Source organism: Bacillus sp. 2B09 (assembly GCF_003946835.1).
Taxonomy (GTDB): Bacteria; Bacillota; Bacilli; order Bacillales; family Bacillaceae; genus Bacillus; species Bacillus altitudinis.
Genome location: NZ_RPSG01000005.1, coordinates 280,181 through 296,867, shown reverse-complemented (window position 1 = coordinate 296,867; position 16,687 = coordinate 280,181). Strand labels below are relative to the sequence as shown.

At 40.4% G+C, this 16,687-nt stretch carries 21 protein-coding genes, 7 tRNA genes and 1 pseudogene; 6 read left to right on the top strand and 23 right to left on the bottom strand.

The genetic code is table 11. The features are described from left to right. Nucleotides 1–151: 151 nt before the first annotated feature. Both EBQ12_RS12540 and EBQ12_RS12535 read left to right on the top strand, forming a co-directional pair. On the top strand, nucleotides 152–1,201 hold the full coding sequence (locus tag EBQ12_RS12540; RefSeq protein ID WP_017358458.1) for an NAD(P)-dependent alcohol dehydrogenase: 1,050 nt from the start codon (nucleotides 152–154) through the stop codon (nucleotides 1,199–1,201). A 250-nt stretch (nucleotides 1,202–1,451) separates the two neighbouring features. After that, entirely contained in the window at nucleotides 1,452–1,913 is a 462-nt protein-coding gene (locus EBQ12_RS12535; RefSeq protein WP_113747458.1) for a CarD family transcriptional regulator, read from the top strand. Nucleotides 1,914–2,201: 288 nt separating this feature from the next. Here the strand turns inward: EBQ12_RS12535 and cspC are convergent, their stop codons facing one another. Next, on the bottom strand, nucleotides 2,202–2,405 hold the full coding sequence (cspC, locus tag EBQ12_RS12530) for a cold shock protein CspC (protein WP_008346765.1): 204 nt from the start codon (nucleotides 2,403–2,405) through the stop codon (nucleotides 2,202–2,204). A gap of 410 nt (nucleotides 2,406–2,815) precedes the next feature. Between cspC and EBQ12_RS12525 the strand changes: the two genes are divergently transcribed. The 3 genes and pseudogenes from EBQ12_RS12525 to EBQ12_RS12515 all read left to right on the top strand — a co-directional run bounded on the left by EBQ12_RS12525 (nucleotide 2,816) and on the right by EBQ12_RS12515 (nucleotide 3,952). Then, a complete protein-coding gene (locus tag EBQ12_RS12525) occupies nucleotides 2,816–3,373 on the top strand; it encodes a S8 family serine peptidase (protein WP_164511651.1) in 558 nt (185 codons plus the stop codon). Next, a pseudogene (locus EBQ12_RS12520) lies at nucleotides 3,342–3,425 on the top strand (toxin C-terminal domain-containing protein); the annotation flags it as partial. The gene EBQ12_RS12525 and the pseudogene EBQ12_RS12520, both read left to right, overlap by 32 nt. 5 nt (nucleotides 3,426–3,430) lie before the next feature. Then, nucleotides 3,431–3,952, top strand: a complete 522-nt coding sequence (locus EBQ12_RS12515; RefSeq protein WP_125590230.1) for a hypothetical protein — start codon at nucleotides 3,431–3,433, stop codon at nucleotides 3,950–3,952. Between the two features lie 238 nt (nucleotides 3,953–4,190). On the opposite strand, the gene EBQ12_RS19620 is transcribed toward EBQ12_RS12515, so the two are convergent. The 9 genes from EBQ12_RS19620 to EBQ12_RS12470 all read right to left on the bottom strand — a co-directional run bounded on the left by EBQ12_RS19620 (nucleotide 4,191) and on the right by EBQ12_RS12470 (nucleotide 5,891). After that, nucleotides 4,191–4,376, bottom strand: coding sequence for an ATP-binding protein (locus EBQ12_RS19620; protein WP_057078423.1), 186 nt, complete (start codon nucleotides 4,374–4,376; stop codon nucleotides 4,191–4,193). A 255-nt stretch (nucleotides 4,377–4,631) separates the two neighbouring features. Next, nucleotides 4,632–4,715, bottom strand: a tRNA-Leu gene (locus EBQ12_RS12505). Between the two features lie 48 nt (nucleotides 4,716–4,763). Continuing rightward, nucleotides 4,764–4,846, bottom strand: a tRNA-Leu gene (locus EBQ12_RS12500). A 7-nt stretch (nucleotides 4,847–4,853) separates the two neighbouring features. After that, nucleotides 4,854–4,929, bottom strand: a tRNA-Lys gene (locus EBQ12_RS12495). A gap of 30 nt (nucleotides 4,930–4,959) precedes the next feature. Beyond that, nucleotides 4,960–5,034 (bottom strand) — tRNA-Gln (locus tag EBQ12_RS12490). A gap of 21 nt (nucleotides 5,035–5,055) precedes the next feature. Further along, a tRNA-Glu gene (locus tag EBQ12_RS12485) sits at nucleotides 5,056–5,127 on the bottom strand. A gap of 9 nt (nucleotides 5,128–5,136) precedes the next feature. Continuing rightward, a tRNA-Ser gene (locus EBQ12_RS12480) sits at nucleotides 5,137–5,227 on the bottom strand. A gap of 4 nt (nucleotides 5,228–5,231) precedes the next feature. Next, nucleotides 5,232–5,306: transfer RNA gene (locus EBQ12_RS12475), tRNA-Asn, on the bottom strand. 117 nt (nucleotides 5,307–5,423) lie between these two features. Further along, nucleotides 5,424–5,891 (bottom strand): SprT family protein, encoded by a 468-nt coding sequence (locus tag EBQ12_RS12470; RefSeq protein WP_007496463.1) that lies wholly within the window; start codon nucleotides 5,889–5,891, stop codon nucleotides 5,424–5,426. 99 nt (nucleotides 5,892–5,990) lie between these two features. Here EBQ12_RS12470 and cmpA point away from each other — a divergent pair, with 99 nt between their 5' ends. Next, on the top strand, nucleotides 5,991–6,125 hold the full coding sequence (gene cmpA, locus EBQ12_RS12465) for a cortex morphogenetic protein CmpA (protein WP_008346893.1): 135 nt from the start codon (nucleotides 5,991–5,993) through the stop codon (nucleotides 6,123–6,125). A gap of 19 nt (nucleotides 6,126–6,144) precedes the next feature. On the opposite strand, the gene EBQ12_RS12460 is transcribed toward cmpA, so the two are convergent. From EBQ12_RS12460 to EBQ12_RS12400, 13 genes are all read right to left on the bottom strand, one after another. Beyond that, the gene (locus tag EBQ12_RS12460; RefSeq protein ID WP_125590228.1) at nucleotides 6,145–8,304 is read right to left on the bottom strand and encodes a Tex family protein; all 2,160 of its coding nucleotides are present in this window, start codon (nucleotides 8,302–8,304) and stop codon (nucleotides 6,145–6,147) included. A 76-nt stretch (nucleotides 8,305–8,380) separates the two neighbouring features. Then, a complete protein-coding gene (locus EBQ12_RS12455) occupies nucleotides 8,381–8,980 on the bottom strand; it encodes a PP2C family serine/threonine-protein phosphatase (RefSeq protein WP_008346897.1) in 600 nt (199 codons plus the stop codon). Then, nucleotides 8,980–9,768 (bottom strand): RNA polymerase sigma factor SigB, encoded by a 789-nt coding sequence (sigB, locus tag EBQ12_RS12450; protein ID WP_012009000.1) that lies wholly within the window; start codon nucleotides 9,766–9,768, stop codon nucleotides 8,980–8,982. The genes EBQ12_RS12455 and sigB overlap by 1 nt, the downstream gene beginning before the upstream one ends. Next, entirely contained in the window at nucleotides 9,734–10,222 is a 489-nt protein-coding gene (gene rsbW / locus EBQ12_RS12445) for an anti-sigma B factor RsbW (protein ID WP_007496471.1), read from the bottom strand. Before rsbW ends, sigB begins: the two co-directional genes overlap by 35 nt. Continuing rightward, on the bottom strand, nucleotides 10,219–10,548 hold the full coding sequence (locus tag EBQ12_RS12440) for an anti-sigma factor antagonist (RefSeq protein WP_007496474.1): 330 nt from the start codon (nucleotides 10,546–10,548) through the stop codon (nucleotides 10,219–10,221). Before EBQ12_RS12440 ends, rsbW begins: the two co-directional genes overlap by 4 nt. 59 nt (nucleotides 10,549–10,607) lie before the next feature. Continuing rightward, entirely contained in the window at nucleotides 10,608–11,615 is a 1,008-nt protein-coding gene (locus tag EBQ12_RS12435) for a PP2C family protein-serine/threonine phosphatase (RefSeq protein ID WP_048002360.1), read from the bottom strand. A 10-nt stretch (nucleotides 11,616–11,625) separates the two neighbouring features. Next, complete coding sequence (locus EBQ12_RS12430) at nucleotides 11,626–12,027, bottom strand: anti-sigma regulatory factor (protein WP_003214085.1); 402 nt, start codon at nucleotides 12,025–12,027, stop codon at nucleotides 11,626–11,628. A gap of 2 nt (nucleotides 12,028–12,029) precedes the next feature. Then, on the bottom strand, nucleotides 12,030–12,398 hold the full coding sequence (rsbS, locus tag EBQ12_RS12425) for an RsbT antagonist protein RsbS (RefSeq protein ID WP_003214235.1): 369 nt from the start codon (nucleotides 12,396–12,398) through the stop codon (nucleotides 12,030–12,032). Between the two features lie 4 nt (nucleotides 12,399–12,402). Further along, nucleotides 12,403–13,233 (bottom strand): RsbT co-antagonist protein RsbRA, encoded by an 831-nt coding sequence (locus EBQ12_RS12420; protein WP_017358395.1) that lies wholly within the window; start codon nucleotides 13,231–13,233, stop codon nucleotides 12,403–12,405. 114 nt (nucleotides 13,234–13,347) lie between these two features. Further along, nucleotides 13,348–13,698, bottom strand: coding sequence for a type II toxin-antitoxin system endoribonuclease NdoA (gene ndoA / locus EBQ12_RS12415; protein WP_003214169.1), 351 nt, complete (start codon nucleotides 13,696–13,698; stop codon nucleotides 13,348–13,350). Nucleotides 13,699–13,702: 4 nt separating this feature from the next. Then, the gene (locus EBQ12_RS12410) at nucleotides 13,703–13,984 is read right to left on the bottom strand and encodes a hypothetical protein (protein WP_003214273.1); all 282 of its coding nucleotides are present in this window, start codon (nucleotides 13,982–13,984) and stop codon (nucleotides 13,703–13,705) included. A 293-nt stretch (nucleotides 13,985–14,277) separates the two neighbouring features. Then, the gene (gene alr / locus EBQ12_RS12405; protein ID WP_125590226.1) at nucleotides 14,278–15,459 is read right to left on the bottom strand and encodes an alanine racemase; all 1,182 of its coding nucleotides are present in this window, start codon (nucleotides 15,457–15,459) and stop codon (nucleotides 14,278–14,280) included. Nucleotides 15,460–15,587: 128 nt separating this feature from the next. Further along, on the bottom strand, nucleotides 15,588–16,604 hold the full coding sequence (locus EBQ12_RS12400; protein WP_007496489.1) for an outer membrane lipoprotein-sorting protein: 1,017 nt from the start codon (nucleotides 16,602–16,604) through the stop codon (nucleotides 15,588–15,590). Between the last annotated feature and the right edge of the window lie 83 nt (nucleotides 16,605–16,687).

Here is a 16,687-nt window from a genome sequence, read left to right as displayed (position 1 = left end):
GACAAGATACTTTTGGCTCAAATCTTGATTCAAGGTTGATGCTAAAGCCTGAATTGAGGCGATCAGAGGGTTCTATGTTGACTTAAAGTTCACTTTAAGACGTACAGTATAGAGGAAGGACCGAATCTTACTTTTGAAAGGATGATCAAGAATGTGTCAGACGCACCAATCAAACGTTTTAAGTGTTTCCCATGCAAAAGCAAACTTTGAACGGACAACCATTGAACGAAGAGCCCTTCGTCCACATGATATTTTAATTGATATTCAGTTTAGCGGGATCTGTCATTCAGATATCCACAGTGCCTTTGATGAATGGGGCGGCGGTATTTTCCCAATGGTTCCGGGTCATGAGATTACTGGAGTTGTTTCAGCTGTTGGGGATGCTGTCACGAAATTCAACATTGGTGATCGTGTAGGCGTCGGTTGTTTTGTCGATTCTTGCGGTACATGTGAATATTGCCAAAATGGAGATGAACAATATTGCAAGAAAGGAGTCGTTCAAACTTATAATAACCTGGATTATGATGGAGAACCAACTTACGGCGGCTACAGTCAGAAAATTGTTGTGACAGAACGATTTGTTGTCAATATTCCTGACCAGCTTTCCCTCGATGTCGCCAGTCCTCTTCTCTGTGCCGGCATCACAACGTATTCTCCGTTAAAACACTGGAAGGCTGGGCCTGGCAAAAAAGTGGCGATTGTCGGAATGGGCGGTCTAGGTCATGTCGCCATTCAATTTGCACGCGCACTTGGCGCAGAAGTGACTGTATTAAGCCGCTCTTTGAATAAAAAAGAAGAGGCCCTGTCATTTGGTGCAAAAGACTATTTTGCTACAAGTGACCCTGATACGTTTAAGACACTAGCCGGTCAATATGATCTCATTCTCAATACCGTCTCTGCCAATATCAACGTGGATGCCTATTTGTCCTTACTTCGTGTTGATGGAACATTAGTAAACGTCGGTGCACCACCAAAGCCAGACAACTTCCATGTGTTTTCATTAATTACCGGACGTCGCAGCATCGCCGGCTCACTCGTTGGCGGCATCCAAGAAACACAAGAAATGCTCGATTTCGCAGCTGCTCACAAGATCGCACCACAAATTGAAGTGATCAACGCAAACCAAGTCGATGAAGCATATGAACGTGTGCTCAAAAGTGATGTGCGTTATCGGTTTGTGATTGATATTTCAACATTATGATCGGATTCTATTTGGAAAGACCAGCTCAATGGCTGGTCTTTTTTTAATGGTGGATATTCTGTTTTTCTTGTAGCAAGGATTCTTGAGGATATGATCAAAAACCATCCGAAATTCACATGAAAAAACCTCTCTTTTCCAGAACAAAATTTATTGACAAAAAATAAATAAACATGTTATTATTAAAAATTTGATTATTTTACCTCTAAGTGTGATACCCTTAAAGTAGATACATGATATGGAGGCGGATGATATGTTTCAAATTGGTGATAACATTGTTTATCCAATGCACGGAGCAGGTATAATTGAAGCCATAGAAGAAAAAGAATTCTCTGATGAAAAACAACAGTATTATGTGATTAAAATGTCAATCAGTCATATGAAAGTGATGATTCCAACACGAAAAATGTCAAGTTCACGTATTAGACCTGTTACAGATATACTGGCATTAAACAATGTGATGCACATTTTTCAGCATGGCGAATCAGCTCAATTACTGACATGGAAAGAACGCCATACAATTAATACAAACAAAATAAAAACGGGTGACATCCAAGATGGTGCTGAAGTTGTGCGTGATCTGATGCGGATGAAGAAAGAGAAAGCACTAAATGCAAGTGAAAAGAAAATGCTAGATGAGGCTCATGAATTTTTGTTAAGTGAATTAGAAGTTATCGAAGGGATTACAGAAAAACAAATTAAAAGTTTCTGTTAAGAACTATGCCGCTCTTTACGGTATCCCTCACCATTTTTGAATACATGTTCTCTAGAACGATCCATCCTTCAATTTTATTAAAGAAAAAAAGAATTTATTTAGGCAAATTCCGCATATTGTAAATCCAATATGCTATACTGTTGATAAACCTTTGAAGCATGAATTTTTTTACGATTACCTTGTAACATCTCCCTACTTGTACGTTGAGTAGGGTTTTTTATTGCAGAAATAAATGAAAGCACAAAAAAACAGGCTCTCTACAGAGAACCCGTTTTGATAGAATGAAGATTAAGCAATTTTTTGAACGTTAGCAGCTTGAGCTCCACGAGAACCTTGCTCTACGTCAAATGATACTTTTTGACCTTCGTCTAAAGATTTGAATCCGTCACCTTGGATAGCTGAGAAATGTACGAATACATCGTCGCCTTCTTCACGTTCGATAAATCCAAAACCTTTTTCTGCGTTAAACCATTTTACTGTACCTTGTTCCATGTTTGTTGCCTCCTCGTGCGTTTACCACACAATGTATTATACTATCCTTGCCCAAAGTATCCTCAAGACGAAAAGTCTTTCTTCATGCTATCCTTTACGCCGAACAAAAATAATTATTCTTATTGTAACATGAAGCGGAAATTATTGCAATTTTTTAATATGTTAACTCGAAATTCATTACACAAAACGTTTATTTCAATTATATAAAAATCAGACTTCCTATTAGTTTTAAAAATATTTAAGTATATTAAAGAACGATAACATAAATATCAATAATAAATATTTAACAAAGTTGAATTTAAACATTATATTATTTGTTATATAATGTTTTTTACCCATATTTTATTAAAAATCACATTATTTATATATACAATAGAAAATCATGTATTTTTAATTTGGAGTGATAGTTGGTGATAAAAAAATATATATTGATCTGTTTATGTCTTTTATACATTGTAGGTTGTGAAAAACATGAGACCACGAAATTTAAATTATCAAAAGAACATCGTGATAATAATTGGTCAATTTGTATTATTTTACCTAATAAGAAAATAGAAATAACAAAAACCCAACCAGTAAAAATTACAGTACTGGATAGTGGAATTGAACAAAACATACCCCAAATAAAAAAACATATTAAAAATACATACAATGCAATTGATCGCACTTCAGAAACTAAGCCATTTTTTCCACATGGAACAATGATTGCAAGCATACTTACTAATACTCAAATTAAAAATACAAAAATATTAATTACCGAGAATACCAATTTATATGATATTCAAGTTTTGGATGAACACGGAAAAGGCGATCCTTCTGATACTATAGAAGGCATAGAATGGAGTATTAAACAGGGTGTAGATATAATTAATTTGAGCTTTGGTTTTGCTATAGATGATTCGCGTTTAAAAGCTGCTATTGAAAAAGCACATTTAAGGCGCTTCAACAGTAAAGAATTTAGCAAGTAAAAAGACTAGATCAGGGACTTATGATGCTGAATTAAGAAGAATAGGAGATTAAATATCATGGATAAAACCAAAAAATTCCACATGAATTTTACAAAAAATATGGAAATTCCTTTTTTTCAAGTTTCACCCCAATTAAGAGTTCGATTTGGAGTTGAACTTTTTGACAATGGGAAACTTAGTTTACTAAAAGATATATTATCCGAGACACTGGATCATCCACAAGAAATTAATGTTACCTTTATTTCGGGTTATATTAAAAATGATCGCAGGTATCGAGAAAAAACAAATATAGGCAAGTATATAAAGATCAAAAATTGGTCTGAAACCATTACTTATCACGATGAAATAGATGCTAATGTCATATTTACAACTATTAAAAACATTCGTTTTGAGGAAGTGTATCAATATATTAAAAGTGTTGTGAAAGGAATGCGTTCATCTTATATTGTTATTTATAATGAGAACTATCTTGTCTATATTAGCGAAGATGTGATCGACTTTATCTCTTATGACCAAAATCTAATACAAAATTTAAAAAACCACTATCAAGGATTGTATGACACATATTATGAAAAGTAAAATTAAACAATGCTCTTTATATTAAGCTTCTGATACAAAAATGCAAAGAAGCCATCGATAAGAAGAAACCAAGGGTTCATAAACCTTTGGTTTCTTTAAATACGGTTGAGAAGAATTTAACATCTCTAGGTTATTCATCCACTCACTAGACCTTCAACCTAGAGATTATGTATTGTACCAATCCTCCCAAAAGTTGATTTTATACAAATAAAAAAGCCGCTCAATTATGAACGAAATTTTAAAAATACATCTCTTCAACATAGGCCACTTCACTTTTATTGGTCTCGAAAGTCCCCATCCACTCTTCAAACAGGCATTCAATTAAGATTTTAGAGGTACGCCCGTAAATATCTTTAATCAGGCATTGGCTTTGAAACATTGATCCAAGCATCTTTTGATCTTCTTCACTTGGTTCAAGATTCATCTATTTCAAGCATCTTCCCTTTCACCCGGTTCGTCAAATGTAAAAACGACACCAAAGTTTCCTTTCTCATCATCATGTAAAGCATCCATTATTGATTGTGAGATGGAGAACTTAGCATTAATGTAAGAACGCACCTAATACGCCCTCATTCATTTGATACTCTATTTTTTGCTTTTGGTGAATCTTGAGCTATCCTGCCAGCTACATTTAGATAATACAAAAAAACCAAAGGTCTACAACCTTTGGTTTCTTAGATGCGGCCGAGAGGACTTGAACCTCCACGGGTTATTCACCCACTAGGCCCTCAACCTAGCGCGTCTGCCATTCCGCCACGACCGCGTGTTTGATGTGCTCATATATTCATAAGTGCACTGTTTGAAAAAACAATGCGGGTGAAGGGACTTGAACCCCCACGTCATAAAGACACTAGATCCTAAGTCTAGCGCGTCTGCCAATTCCGCCACACCCGCGTGACAATGGTGAGCCATGAAGGACTCGAACCTTCGACCCTCTGATTAAAAGTCAGATGCTCTACCAACTGAGCTAATGGCTCATCTGCTATGCAGAAAAACATATAAAAAAATGGCTGGGCTAGCTGGATTCGAACCAACGCATGACGGAGTCAAAGTCCGTTGCCTTACCGCTTGGCTATAGCCCAACGAATCAAAATAACAAAACATGACCCGTACGGGATTCGAACCCGTGTTACCGCCGTGAAAGGGCGGTGTCTTAACCGCTTGACCAACGGGCCATATGATAATGGCGGAGAAGGAGGGATTTGAACCCTCGCGCCGCTCGCGCGACCTACACCCTTAGCAGGGGCGCCTCTTCAGCCACTTGAGTACTTCTCCATTATGGCTCCGCAGGTAGGACTCGAACCTACGACCGATCGGTTAACAGCCGATAGCTCTACCACTGAGCTACTGCGGAATAATAAGACATGTTTCATTATATCTATGCCAGAAAAATGTGTCAAGAATTTTTAAACGTTTCATTCCTGCTCCATTTGCGACGGCTTTTATAATTTAACATATACTAATATAACAGTCAAGCCTTTTCCCCTTCCTTTTTTAACTTACCATGACAAATCCCGCAGACATATCGCGTTGTGTCAAATCGGCGCTTCCTCGTATAATGTCTTCCACAACCTGTGCACACATAGTAATGAAGCGTCACCGCTCTTTTTTTCTTTTGAACGGTCTTCAGCGGGGTACAAAAGCGCGGGGCTCCTACTTGCTGCAAGAGTTCACGAAAATCCCTGTCCCGATGCTGATAGCCCTTCCCTTCAAGGTGTAGGTGATAATGACATAGTTCATGCTTAATGATACCGATCAATTCGTCTCTGCCATGCTCCTCAAGATATCGGCGATTTAGCTCAATATGGTGTGTTCCAAGTAAATATCGCCCGCCTGTCGTTTTAAGACGGTCATTAAAAACAGCCTGATGGCGAAACGCCTTACCAAAGAACTGCTCTGAAATGTCTTCTGTTAACTGCTGTAACTCTCTTTCGTTCAATCAAGATCGTTCCTTTCTATAAAAACCTCGAACGGGACAATTTCCCCTTTGCATACATTGAAGGTACACCCACTGTTTTGATCAAAGGAGGAATGGGCGATGCCCAACTGGCTGAAAAATCAGATGCAGAAAGCATTTTATGAGAAAAATCATTATCAAATCAAATTGCTCAATCAATGCTGGTACTTCTATAGAAAAAAACATTCAGTCACATCAAGGCACACCCCATCCTAAGGTGCGCCTCGTTTTTTGTTTACTCTGGTTTTAGCATCGATAGAGCTACCCGGCCTTTTGCCTGGTCAACGGAGTCTACCCATACGGTCACAATGTCACCAACTGATACCACGTCGAGCGGATGTTTCACAAATCGATTGCTTAGCTTGGAAATGTGGACAAGTCCATCCTGCTTGACACCAATATCAACGAATGCGCCGAAGTCAACGACGTTTCTCACCGTTCCTTGTAGCTCCATCCCTTGCTTCAAGTCCTCCAATTTCAACACGTCTGTTTTGAGCAGCGGCTTTGGTACTTCATCACGCGGATCACGCTCAGGTCTTGTCAGCTGATCAATGATATCTTGAAGGGTGATTGAACCAATTTCAAGCTGTTCTGCTGCTTCGTCCAGCTTCACCCCTGCAATTTTCTCTTTTAACTGTTCTGTTCCAAGATCGTCTGGCGTCATGTTGATCATGCGTAAGAACTGTTTTGTTTCTTTATAGCTTTCAGGGTGAATACCCGTGCGATCAAGTGGATCTTGTCCATCTGTGATGCGCAGGAAGCCGATACACTGCTCATAAGTCTTTGCACCAAGCCTAGGGATATCATTCAGCTCTTTTCTGCTTGTGAATCTCCCAATCTCTTCACGGCGCTTGACGATGTTTCCTGCGACGGCTTTTGAAAGACCTGACACATATTGCAGCAGCGCCTGTGAGGCTGTATTAACGTTCACACCGACTTGGTTAACAACCGTTTCTACCACAAAGGTTAACGAGCTGTTTAATTGCTTTTGACTCACATCGTGCTGGTATTGTCCTACACCGACAGATTTTGGATCTATTTTGACAAGCTCTGCTAATGGGTCCTGCAACCTTCTGGCGATGGAAATGGCACTTCTTTCTTCCACTTGCAAGTCTGGAAACTCTTCTCTTGCCAGCGCAGATGCAGAGTATACACTTGCCCCTGCTTCATTCACGATCAAATATGAAACTGGCTGGTCCAGCTCTTGGAGCAAGTCTGCGATGAATTGTTCGGTCTCTCTTGAGGCTGTTCCGTTTCCGATCGCAATGACTTCAATGTTCGATGATTGAACGATTTCTTTCACTTTTTGTTTGGCTTCCGCTTTTTTTTGTACAGGCGGATGCGGATAAATGACGCCAATATGATGGACTTTTCCTGTATCATCCACGACGGCTAATTTACAGCCTGTACGAAACGCAGGGTCTACCCCAAGTACACGTTTCCCTTTCATCGGCGGTTGAAGTAGGAGCTTTCTTAAGTTTTCAGCGAAAATATGAATGGCTTGTTCCTCTGCTTTTTCTGTCAGCTCTTTTCGTATTTCCCGTTCAATTGAAGGCTGAATCAAGCGCTTGTATGCATCATCAATGGCCGCTTCAATGTAAGGCCTCGCCGTCGTTTGCTTGCCTTTTAAGACTTGTTTATCGAGGTAGAAACGAATATTTTCAGCAGGCGGTTCGATGGCTGCTTTCAAAATCCCTTCTTTCTCGCCTCGGTTGACCGCGAGTACACGATGAGGCACAATTTTTTTAATCGGCTCTTGATAGTCGTAATACATTTCATAGACGTTTTTCTCGTCGTTTTCAACGTCTTTTCCTGATGTGACAAGACTTCCCTTTTGGTACGTCTCACTGCGAATCCATTTCCGCATATCAGGATCATCCGCAAGCTGTTCAGCAATGATGTGCTGGGCGCCCTCCAGTGCTTCTTCTGCTGTTGTGACTTCTTTTTCTTCATTGATAAAAGCCGATGCTTTCTTTTCAATATCATCGTTTGGCAGCTTCAGTAAATACTCCGCAAGCGGCTCAAGTCCTTTTGCTTTGGCTACATTTGCCTTTGTTTTACGCTTTTGTTTAAATGGACGATATAAATCTTCGACCTCTTGCAACTTATGCGCCTGTTCGATCTTCTGTTTTAATTCATCTGTTAATTTGTCTTGTTCAGCGATTAAGCGAATCACTTCTTCTTTTCGATTCGTCACATTTTGGATATATGTATAGCGTTCAGAAATGGTTTGAATTTGCACCTCGTCTAGTGAGCCTGTCTGCTCTTTCCGGTAACGTGCAATAAACGGGACGGTGTTGCCATCCTCTAATAGCTGTATCACACTTCCAATTTGTTTTGTTGAAAGCTTTAATTCTGTCGCAATTTGTTTCAATAAAAAGTCAGATGTCTTCATACTTTGCATCCTCTCACTGTGTCTTCTCTTTTAGTGTATCAAAAAAACCGGCAAAACAGAAAAAAGGTCAGCTATTTCATGTAAGCTGACCAAGTACATAGGTGAGATCGTCTTTCTTGTCTTGTGTGTATGTTTCAAGTTGTTTGGCGATATCTGCAACTGAATGGCTATGCTTTAAACACATTCGCATGTTTGGCACATTCAGTCCGTCTGAATACATAATGAATGTCGATCCTTTTTCGTAGGAATAGGTGTATGTTTTGTATTTTCTAGGTTTACCTGATAGATATCCTGATGTCGGAAGTGGATAAATATAGTCGCCAGAAGGTGCATTCAAGATAAATCGAATATTGCCAACCGAACAATAGGTAAACTGCTGCTGGGAAAAATTCACCTTTAATATGGCTACAGTGGCCCCACGTTTATTTTTCATGGCCTGATTGCATCTATCAATGAGGGTTGTTACATCCTCATGTCCATATTCTTCGACAATTTCGCTGACTAAAGAAGATGATTCATTGGCGAACTGGCCGCTGCCTAATCCGTCTGCGACAGCACAAATTAGTTCTTCATCATCTGCTTTAATAAAAAAACTGTCCCCGCAGCATGATTTTCCTTCTTTGTTCGATTGATAGATAATGGCGTTTACATGCTCATGCTGTTCGATCTGCTTCATTACCCTAGCTCCATAGACGCATCTTCTGACAATGCATCTCGTAGCTTTTTAACTGCCTTCCGCTGCAGCCTTGATACATGCATTTGAGATATGCCGAGTAAATCGCCTGTTTCTTTCTGGCTTTTATTTTGCAAATACGTGAGATTGATAATTTCTTTTTCTCTATCTGTCAGAACGTGAAGCACACTTTCAAGCATCATTTTTTGGTTTACACGTTCGTACCCTTCTTCTTGTGAGCCGACAACGTCTAAAATCGTCACAGTGCTTCCTTCAGAATCAGCCTCTACGCCTTGGTCAACAGACAGCGCTTGATAGCTTTTGCCCATCTCCATTGTTTCAAGAACTTCTTCTTCTGTTACATCTAGATATTCTGCAATCTCTTGTACTTTAGGTGACTTTTGCGTTTCCGTTGTCAGGTGATCAACTGCCATCTTGATTCTTGGTCCAAGCTCTTTAATTCGTCTTGGTACATGGACACTCCATGTTTTATCACGTAAAAAGCGTTTGATTTCCCCGATAATGGTTGGAATGGCAAATGCCTCAAATGATTTACCGACAAGTGGATCATAACGCTTAATTGCGCCGAGTAGACCAATCATTCCAACTTGTCTTAAATCCTCATGAAAGCTTTTTCCTTTGGAGTATTTCTTCGCGAGCATATCCACAAGATTTGTATAACACTCAACTAGTGTCAGCTGCGCCTGCTCGTCTTGGTTGGATTGATAGCTTTGAATGAGGCGATCCACTTCATCTTTAGTTAGTTTCATAGTTTTGGATGGTTGTGTCATGGTCAACTCGCTCCCTGTTTAAAAACTTTGTCATCGCCACGGTAACTCCGGAGTTTGCTTGCACCTCGACTTCATCCATCAATGTTTGCATTAAGTATAAACCAAGACCTCCTTCTGCCAATTGATCCACCGTATGAGCAGATGTGTACGGCCCTAGGTCTTCCTGCTTTTGCTTAAAGTCAAAGCTACCGCCTTTATCAGCGACAATGATTTCTAGACGATCTTCATAGACAAGAAAGCGAACCGCTACCTCTCCATCTTCGCCATCTGCACCTTTATAGGCATGCTGAACTGCATTTGTACATGCCTCACTGACGGCAATTTTCAAGTCCTCAATCTCTTCGTAGGCATAGCCCATCCGGCTTGCAACGCCTGAAAGAGTCAGACGAATGATGCCTACGTATTCTGGTTTCGCCGGTATTTTCATCTCGATTAGATCTACTGATTCGTTCATTGTACCCCACCCTCTGACTTTGCAGAAATGTCAATGATGTCCTTTAGTCCAGTGATTTCAAACAATCTGATAAGCCGATCCGACAAGTTCTCAAGCTTTAGTGTTCCACCTGCTTTTTGAGCTGCTTTAAACAACCCAACAAATACACCTAATCCTGTACTATCCATATACGTAACATCCTTCAAACAGATCTCTAGATGCTCTCCCGCCTCGGCTTTAGGCATAAGTGTTTCTCTTAGCTGAGGAGCAGAGTACACATCGATTTCTCCGCTGACACTAATTTTCGTCTTATGATCAATTTGATGCTCTTTTACAGACATATTCATTATGCATTCACCTCGAAATTCTTGTTTCCTAAAGTTTTATATACCCGCATATTCACTTTCTAAACCTTTCTTTTAAGGACAAGTAAAGTAAAGTCATCGTGAAGCTGAAAATCTTGTAATTTGAGTAAGCTTGCATAGATAGCGTCGACCATTTCCTGCGCTGAATAGGAAAGATGCTCTGCTATGAGCGCTTTGATATCTTCGCGCTCTAAGAAGCCGTCCTCTGACTTGGATTCGGTGACCCCATCTGAAAATAAGATCACCATATCTCCTACGTCCAAATGCTGCTCATACTCCCTGTAATCAAAGTCTGGTGCGATTCCAAGGACAAGACCTTTTGCATCTAAATCGTAAAAATGATTCTCTTTTTTGCAATAGAAAAAGCCCGGCTCATGTCCAGCCGATGCGTACTTAAATTCATGTGTTTCTTTATTATAGCTGCCATAAAACATGGTGATAAACATGCTTGGGTCTACGTTTTGCTCGACCACACGATTAAGGGTTTTGAGCACTTTCGTTGGGCCGCTGCCTGACTCTGGCAAGGAATCCATCGCATACTTAATCATCGACATACAGAGCGCAGCTGGAATGCCTTTCCCAATCACATCTGCAATCGCGATATTGATTGTATCGTGATCTGTTACGAAATGGTAATAATCCCCACTCATCTGTTTTGCCGGCACACTGATGGCTCCGATATCAAATGTGTCTCCTTCTGGAATTTTCGTTTCCAGAAGGGTTTGCTGAACATTTGCAGCAATTTCAATTTCCGACTTAATTTCTTGCTGGATGCCTCTTAGTGTTAAATGCTCCTGGTAGGCAAGTCCGTATCCAATCATGACTTCAATTAAGAAGTCCAGTGAATGAAAGACATCTTCCGGCAAATCAGGGTAAAGCTCCTGAATCACTTTTCGGTGAACACTCACTATTTCTTCAGGAGGTATTTGATGCTCAATGGTTTTACGGCTAAATTTTTGAGCTTGATAAAGCGATGTTTCAGTTAAATCACTGATATAACGACTGAGCAGCTGATGATACCGCTGCTCCATTACCTCCTTAAAATCCATGGTTTCCCTCCTAGCGAAGCCACTTGACAGCTTGTATCTCAGTTCCTTGTTCTGGTGCGGAATCTAATTTAAATTCATCCATCAGTCTTCTGACGCCCGGCAAGCCTGCTCCAAGTCCGCCTGATGTAGAAAATCCGTCTTCCATTACTTTACGTATATCCATAATGCCAGGACCCTCATCGGCTGCGATGACTTTGAGTCCACGCTTTCCGCGCTCCATTACTTCTTCTATACAAATCTGACCTTTACCAGCGTATAAATAGATGTTTCGAGCTAATTCTGAAATGGCCGTCGTAATTCTTGCTTGGTCAACTGTTCCAAAACCAAGTTCTTTTGCAACATTGCGCCCCAATTGTCTTGCTGCGACTATGTCCCATTCCGTCAATATTTTTACACAGGATTGGTCTTTCATATCTATTCCCCCAATTCCCGCTTCAGTGTCTCAAGCCCTTGTTCAAGATCTAGTGCTGTCTGAATTTCTTCCAGTGAAATGCCAAGTTCAATAAGCGTCACAGCGACTGCCGGTTGTATTCCTGTTAATACAACTTTTGCCCCCATGAGCTTGGACATGGTGATCACATCACCTAATACCTTTGCGATAAATGAATCAATCATATCGACGGATGTTAAGTCAATGACCACACCGTTTGCTCCTGTTTCATGAATTTTATTCAGTAAGTCTTCTTGAAAGTGAAGAGCTGTTTGATCATCAAGCTCCCACTGTATTGAAATCAGAAGACAATTATATAATTTTAAGATTGGAATCTTCGGGTGATTTCTCAATTGGTTATCCCTCCAATGAAACAATTTTTCGATTTGTCATTTCCAAAGCAGTTTGAATTCCTTTTTGAAGGGTATTCTTTGTTGTAACCTGAGATAAATCAATTCCAAGGTTAACGATCGTTTGGGCTATTTCCGGGCGAATACCAACAAGTAAACACTTCGCTCCTACTAATCTCACAGCCTCTGACGCTTGAATAATATGGTGTGCCACCATTGTGTCCACGACAGGTACACCCGTGATATCAATCAAAACGACCTGTGAGCGATGTTTGACGACACCATTAAGCAGGTTCTCCATAATTTTTTTCGCACGATCTGTATCAATTGTGCCAACAAGTGGCATGACGGTGATGTGCTCAAACACAGGGATTAGCGGGGCAGAAAGTTCCTGCAGCGCAATTTTTTGAAGGCTGACGGTTTTTTCCCATGAGATGGAATACTGGTTTAAGATCTCGTTATGGATGGGTGTGATGAATCGATCGATTTGCCAGATGAGGTCATGACTTTCTTGTGTTGTATCTTTGTCATCGTTCATTTTTTCATATAAATGTGTACGGATTTCTGTTAGACCGTTTGCCAGTAACTTAAGTGATATACCCATTTGAACAATTTTTAAAGCAAAATTTTGCACTTTTTCTTCAAAATCCTCATGATCCCCCTCTGAAAGAGATGTAATGATGAGTTGAACATATTCCGAACAGATGGTTTCATACATTTTGTCGTTCAGCATCATGTCCGTTTCTTTTTCTCCGAGTCGTTTTAAAATGTCCGTCCACTCTGTTTCTAATTCCTTTTGGTGCTTTCTTGCAAAAGCTAACACGATATGATTCGACATGTTTTACCCCCTACTTACATTTAAAGCTCTTCTTTAGTCTTTCTTCATTATAACGTTAAAAAAAATTGAACACAAAAAAAGTTGCTCCCAGTAGAGCAACCAAGTATCACCATATTAAAAATCAATAAGAGCCAAACTAACTTGTAAGGCTTCATCAACCTTCTCCATCATCTCATCATCAAGATGTGTGATTTTATCTGTCAATCTTTGTTTATCGATTGTACGAATTTGTTCCAAAAGAATGACAGAATCTCGTTCAAAGCCGTAGCGCTTTGCATTAATTTCGACGTGAGTCGGTAATTTCGCTTTTTGTATTTGGGCTGTTATGGCTGCAACGATAGCAGTCGGGCTGAAGCGATTTCCAATGTCATTTTGAATCACCAATACCGGGCGAACCCCGCCCTGCTCGGAGCCAACAACAGGAGATAAATCAGCAAAGTAAACATCACCGCGTTTAACAATCAAATGTTTAACCCCCGCTGACTAATCGCTCAACTGTATTCTCAGCCTCAAATTCTGCGTATTGTGCCTCTGAAGAGATATTCAGATTAATTTTCGCCATCTCCATGTAGCCGCGTCTCATCGATTCACGATTTTGTCGAATATTACGTTCACGAATATACGTTTTTGTCGCTCGGTAGATCAATTCATTTCTTGTTACCTTATCCTGCTCTGCTACTCGTTCGATCTCAGACATTAAAGCCTCCGGCAGTCGAATCTTCATTTCGTTTGTTGCGCTGGATTCAGACAAAAAACATACACCTCCACAAAACTTACGGATACCGTTTCGATCCATTCCAAGACTAATCATACCATTATTCAATGCACAAGCAAAGCTGTTTTTTCATGATTTCTTATTAGAACATGAAGCGGCTCGCCACCCGTAAATCAAGATGATAATGGAGTTCCTCTTTCCCATTATACGCTTTTTTCCGAAAATCATACGGTATTTCCAAAATCTCTAAAAAAGGGAGAATGTTTATGATGCCTTTGTAGAATAAAAGAGAACGATGTCAGTTTGAACATCGTTCCCGTGGATGCTGTTTATAAAAAGCTTGGACCGTCTTGAAGCAGCGGATTTCGTACATGAACCCTTTCGCCGTCCTCTATATAGACTCTTGGGACGCGGTAACCAACAGAACATGTGACTTCGTAGTTAATGGTTTCAAGCCGCTTGGCTATTTCATCGACAGATATCCTGTCTTCGCCTTGTGTGCCGATGAGCACGACTGGCTCCCCTGCCGGAATGTCCTTTTTCAAATCAACCATGAATTGATCCATGCACACCCTTCCAGCAATTTTTCGGCGTTTTCCGCCAACGAGCACTTCTGTTCCGGCAAGCTTCCTGATCCAGCCGTCTGCATACCCGATTGGAATCGTACCAATCCATGTATCTTGATTCGCTGTATAAGTTGCACCATAGCTCACGCTCTCACCCTTTTGAATGGGCTTTACATGTGCAAGTTTTGTATGAAGAGATAATGCTTCTTCCAGTTCAAACGGCAATTCATCTTTGATTTCTTCCGACGGCGACAGCCCGTACATACTGATGCCAAAACGAACCATATTAAATAAAGTGTCTTTAAACCTTAGACCTGCTGCACTGTTGGCGCAATGAATGAGCAGTTTGTCCGTATGAAGCGGTTGAAGCAATGTTTTAAACGTATCAACCTGCATACCGAAGTAGTTTTCATCTTTTTCATCCGCTGTGGCAAAGTGAGTAAATACTCCTTCCAGCAGTAAAAAAGAATGAGCGTGGACAAGCTCTTTTACTTCGCTCACCTGCTCGATTGTTTTCACACCTAACCGATTCATGCCGCTGTCGATTTTCAAGTGGAAACGAATGGGTTGTCCCATCTGCCCTTTCATCACTTTGACGACTTCTCTCAGCCACTGGATAGAGTAAGCAGTCATGATAACGTTGTATCTAACGGCGACTTTGACATACTCTGACGGTACTGCGCCGAGCACAAGAATAGGTGCTTTTACACCTTTATTTCTTAAAGAAATGGCTTCATCTAAAAAAGCGACGGCTAATAGGTCTGCTCCTGCTTCGAGGGCAGCTTTTGCCACTTCTATATCTCCATGTCCATATGCATTGGCTTTCACAACAGCCATTAGTTGGACGCTTTGACCAATATGGTCTTTCATATGTGAAACATTATGCTTGATTGCTGTTAAATCAATTTCTGCCCATGTGTCTCTATAAAAGGCATTTGTGTCCATTCATCACACTTCCCTATTGAATGATTCAATACTTCATTATGATACTAAAAATCCAGAATAATGTGAAACAACTCAAAGAAAATCAGCCCCTGTACAGGGCTGATTTGTTGTTATGTTAAGAATCTCGCCTATTTCGCTGACTGTCCTTCTACACTTTTGGCGACCATTAAGAGTTCTTCTTTCGATAAATCACTTGAAGAAATTAAGTAGTCAACTCCATCAGATGTCCAAGAAAGAGATTTGTCTGTCAGAACACCCACTGTCATGCCAAGGTCGACTGGCTCGCCATTCATCGTCACAGGCGTAGACGCTTCTGCTACCCGCGCTTTTTCCTGAATGAGCGTGAAGGATTTCTTTCCGCCATACGTCATCACATACCGTTTCCCAGCATCTGTTGTCATTTCTTTCTCTTCCATTTTCTTCACGCCCTCTGGCATATCCACAGGCGTTTTCACAGCAAAGCTGTCAGATGGATCTGCACTTGTGGCAACATCCATTTGAGAAAGTGTCATATTTTTCTTCTCATCAAAGGCGTCTTTGTCAAAGGATTTGTTGAATTCAAAATGAGAGAATTCTACTTTCACCATTGGCTTTTTATCGCTGTCCAGTACTTTCACACTGGCAGGCGCCATTGTTTTTTTATGAAAGGTAATCTCTTGGGTCGGCAGCATTTGGTTGTGCTGATAGTTGGTTTTTGTTTCAAAAACGTACTTCGACTCTTTTGCTTTGAACTGAGCTGCACTGTCATTTTTAATGTCTTTCACAAGTGATTCAAATAAATACACCTGACTGCTGTTGTTCGGCCAATCGCTATGGAAGCGGAAGCTTTTGTTTAATGAAGGTGTCAGCACAAATACACCATTGCCATTTCTTAAAATGACTTGACTCTGATCCTTCTTCGGATTTTCTAAATAGACACGGTAAAGCTCCGGCTTCTTGTACCAAATTTCCACGTGGTATTCCTGCGGATCATTTCCTGTCTCAATGGTCATTTTTGCTTTGGCTTTGTATGATGTCATTTCCTCTGCCTTTTTGTTTAAATCTCCAACGATATCTTGTTGAGATTTTTGACCGCATGCGGAGAGAATCAGTACAAAAAGGATCCCCGTTACAAGCAAAACAAAGCTTTTTCTCACCCTTTTCAACCCCTTCGTTAATTGTGTTAAAAGGAAGAAACCGCTTGTTTGACTTTAACAGTACGCCTCAAGAGTTAACTGCGTACCGCGAA

Bases quoted from the DNA above. Each gene is read 5' to 3' on its own strand.
- EBQ12_RS12540 (WP_017358458.1), top strand. From the start codon at position 152: ATGTGTCAGACGCACCAATCAAACGTTTTAAGTGTTTCCCATGCAAAA.
- EBQ12_RS12535 (WP_113747458.1), top strand. From the start codon at position 1,452: ATGTTTCAAATTGGTGATAACATTGTTTATCCAATGCACGGAGCAGGT.
- cspC (WP_008346765.1), bottom strand. From the start codon at position 2,405: ATGGAACAAGGTACAGTAAAATGGTTTAACGCAGAAAAAGGTTTTGGA.
- EBQ12_RS12515 (WP_125590230.1), top strand. From the start codon at position 3,431: ATGGATAAAACCAAAAAATTCCACATGAATTTTACAAAAAATATGGAA.
- EBQ12_RS19620 (WP_057078423.1), bottom strand. From the start codon at position 4,376: ATGAATCTTGAACCAAGTGAAGAAGATCAAAAGATGCTTGGATCAATG.
- cmpA (WP_008346893.1), top strand. From the start codon at position 5,991: ATGCCCAACTGGCTGAAAAATCAGATGCAGAAAGCATTTTATGAGAAA.
- EBQ12_RS12460 (WP_125590228.1), bottom strand. From the start codon at position 8,304: ATGAAGACATCTGACTTTTTATTGAAACAAATTGCGACAGAATTAAAG.
- EBQ12_RS12455 (WP_008346897.1), bottom strand. From the start codon at position 8,980: ATGAAGCAGATCGAACAGCATGAGCATGTAAACGCCATTATCTATCAA.
- sigB (WP_012009000.1), bottom strand. From the start codon at position 9,768: ATGACACAACCATCCAAAACTATGAAACTAACTAAAGATGAAGTGGAT.
- rsbW (WP_007496471.1), bottom strand. From the start codon at position 10,222: ATGAACGAATCAGTAGATCTAATCGAGATGAAAATACCGGCGAAACCA.
- EBQ12_RS12440 (WP_007496474.1), bottom strand. From the start codon at position 10,548: ATGAATATGTCTGTAAAAGAGCATCAAATTGATCATAAGACGAAAATT.
- EBQ12_RS12435 (WP_048002360.1), bottom strand. From the start codon at position 11,615: ATGGATTTTAAGGAGGTAATGGAGCAGCGGTATCATCAGCTGCTCAGT.
- EBQ12_RS12430 (WP_003214085.1), bottom strand. From the start codon at position 12,027: ATGAAAGACCAATCCTGTGTAAAAATATTGACGGAATGGGACATAGTC.
- EBQ12_RS12420 (WP_017358395.1), bottom strand. From the start codon at position 13,233: ATGTCGAATCATATCGTGTTAGCTTTTGCAAGAAAGCACCAAAAGGAA.
- alr (WP_125590226.1), bottom strand. From the start codon at position 15,459: ATGGACACAAATGCCTTTTATAGAGACACATGGGCAGAAATTGATTTA.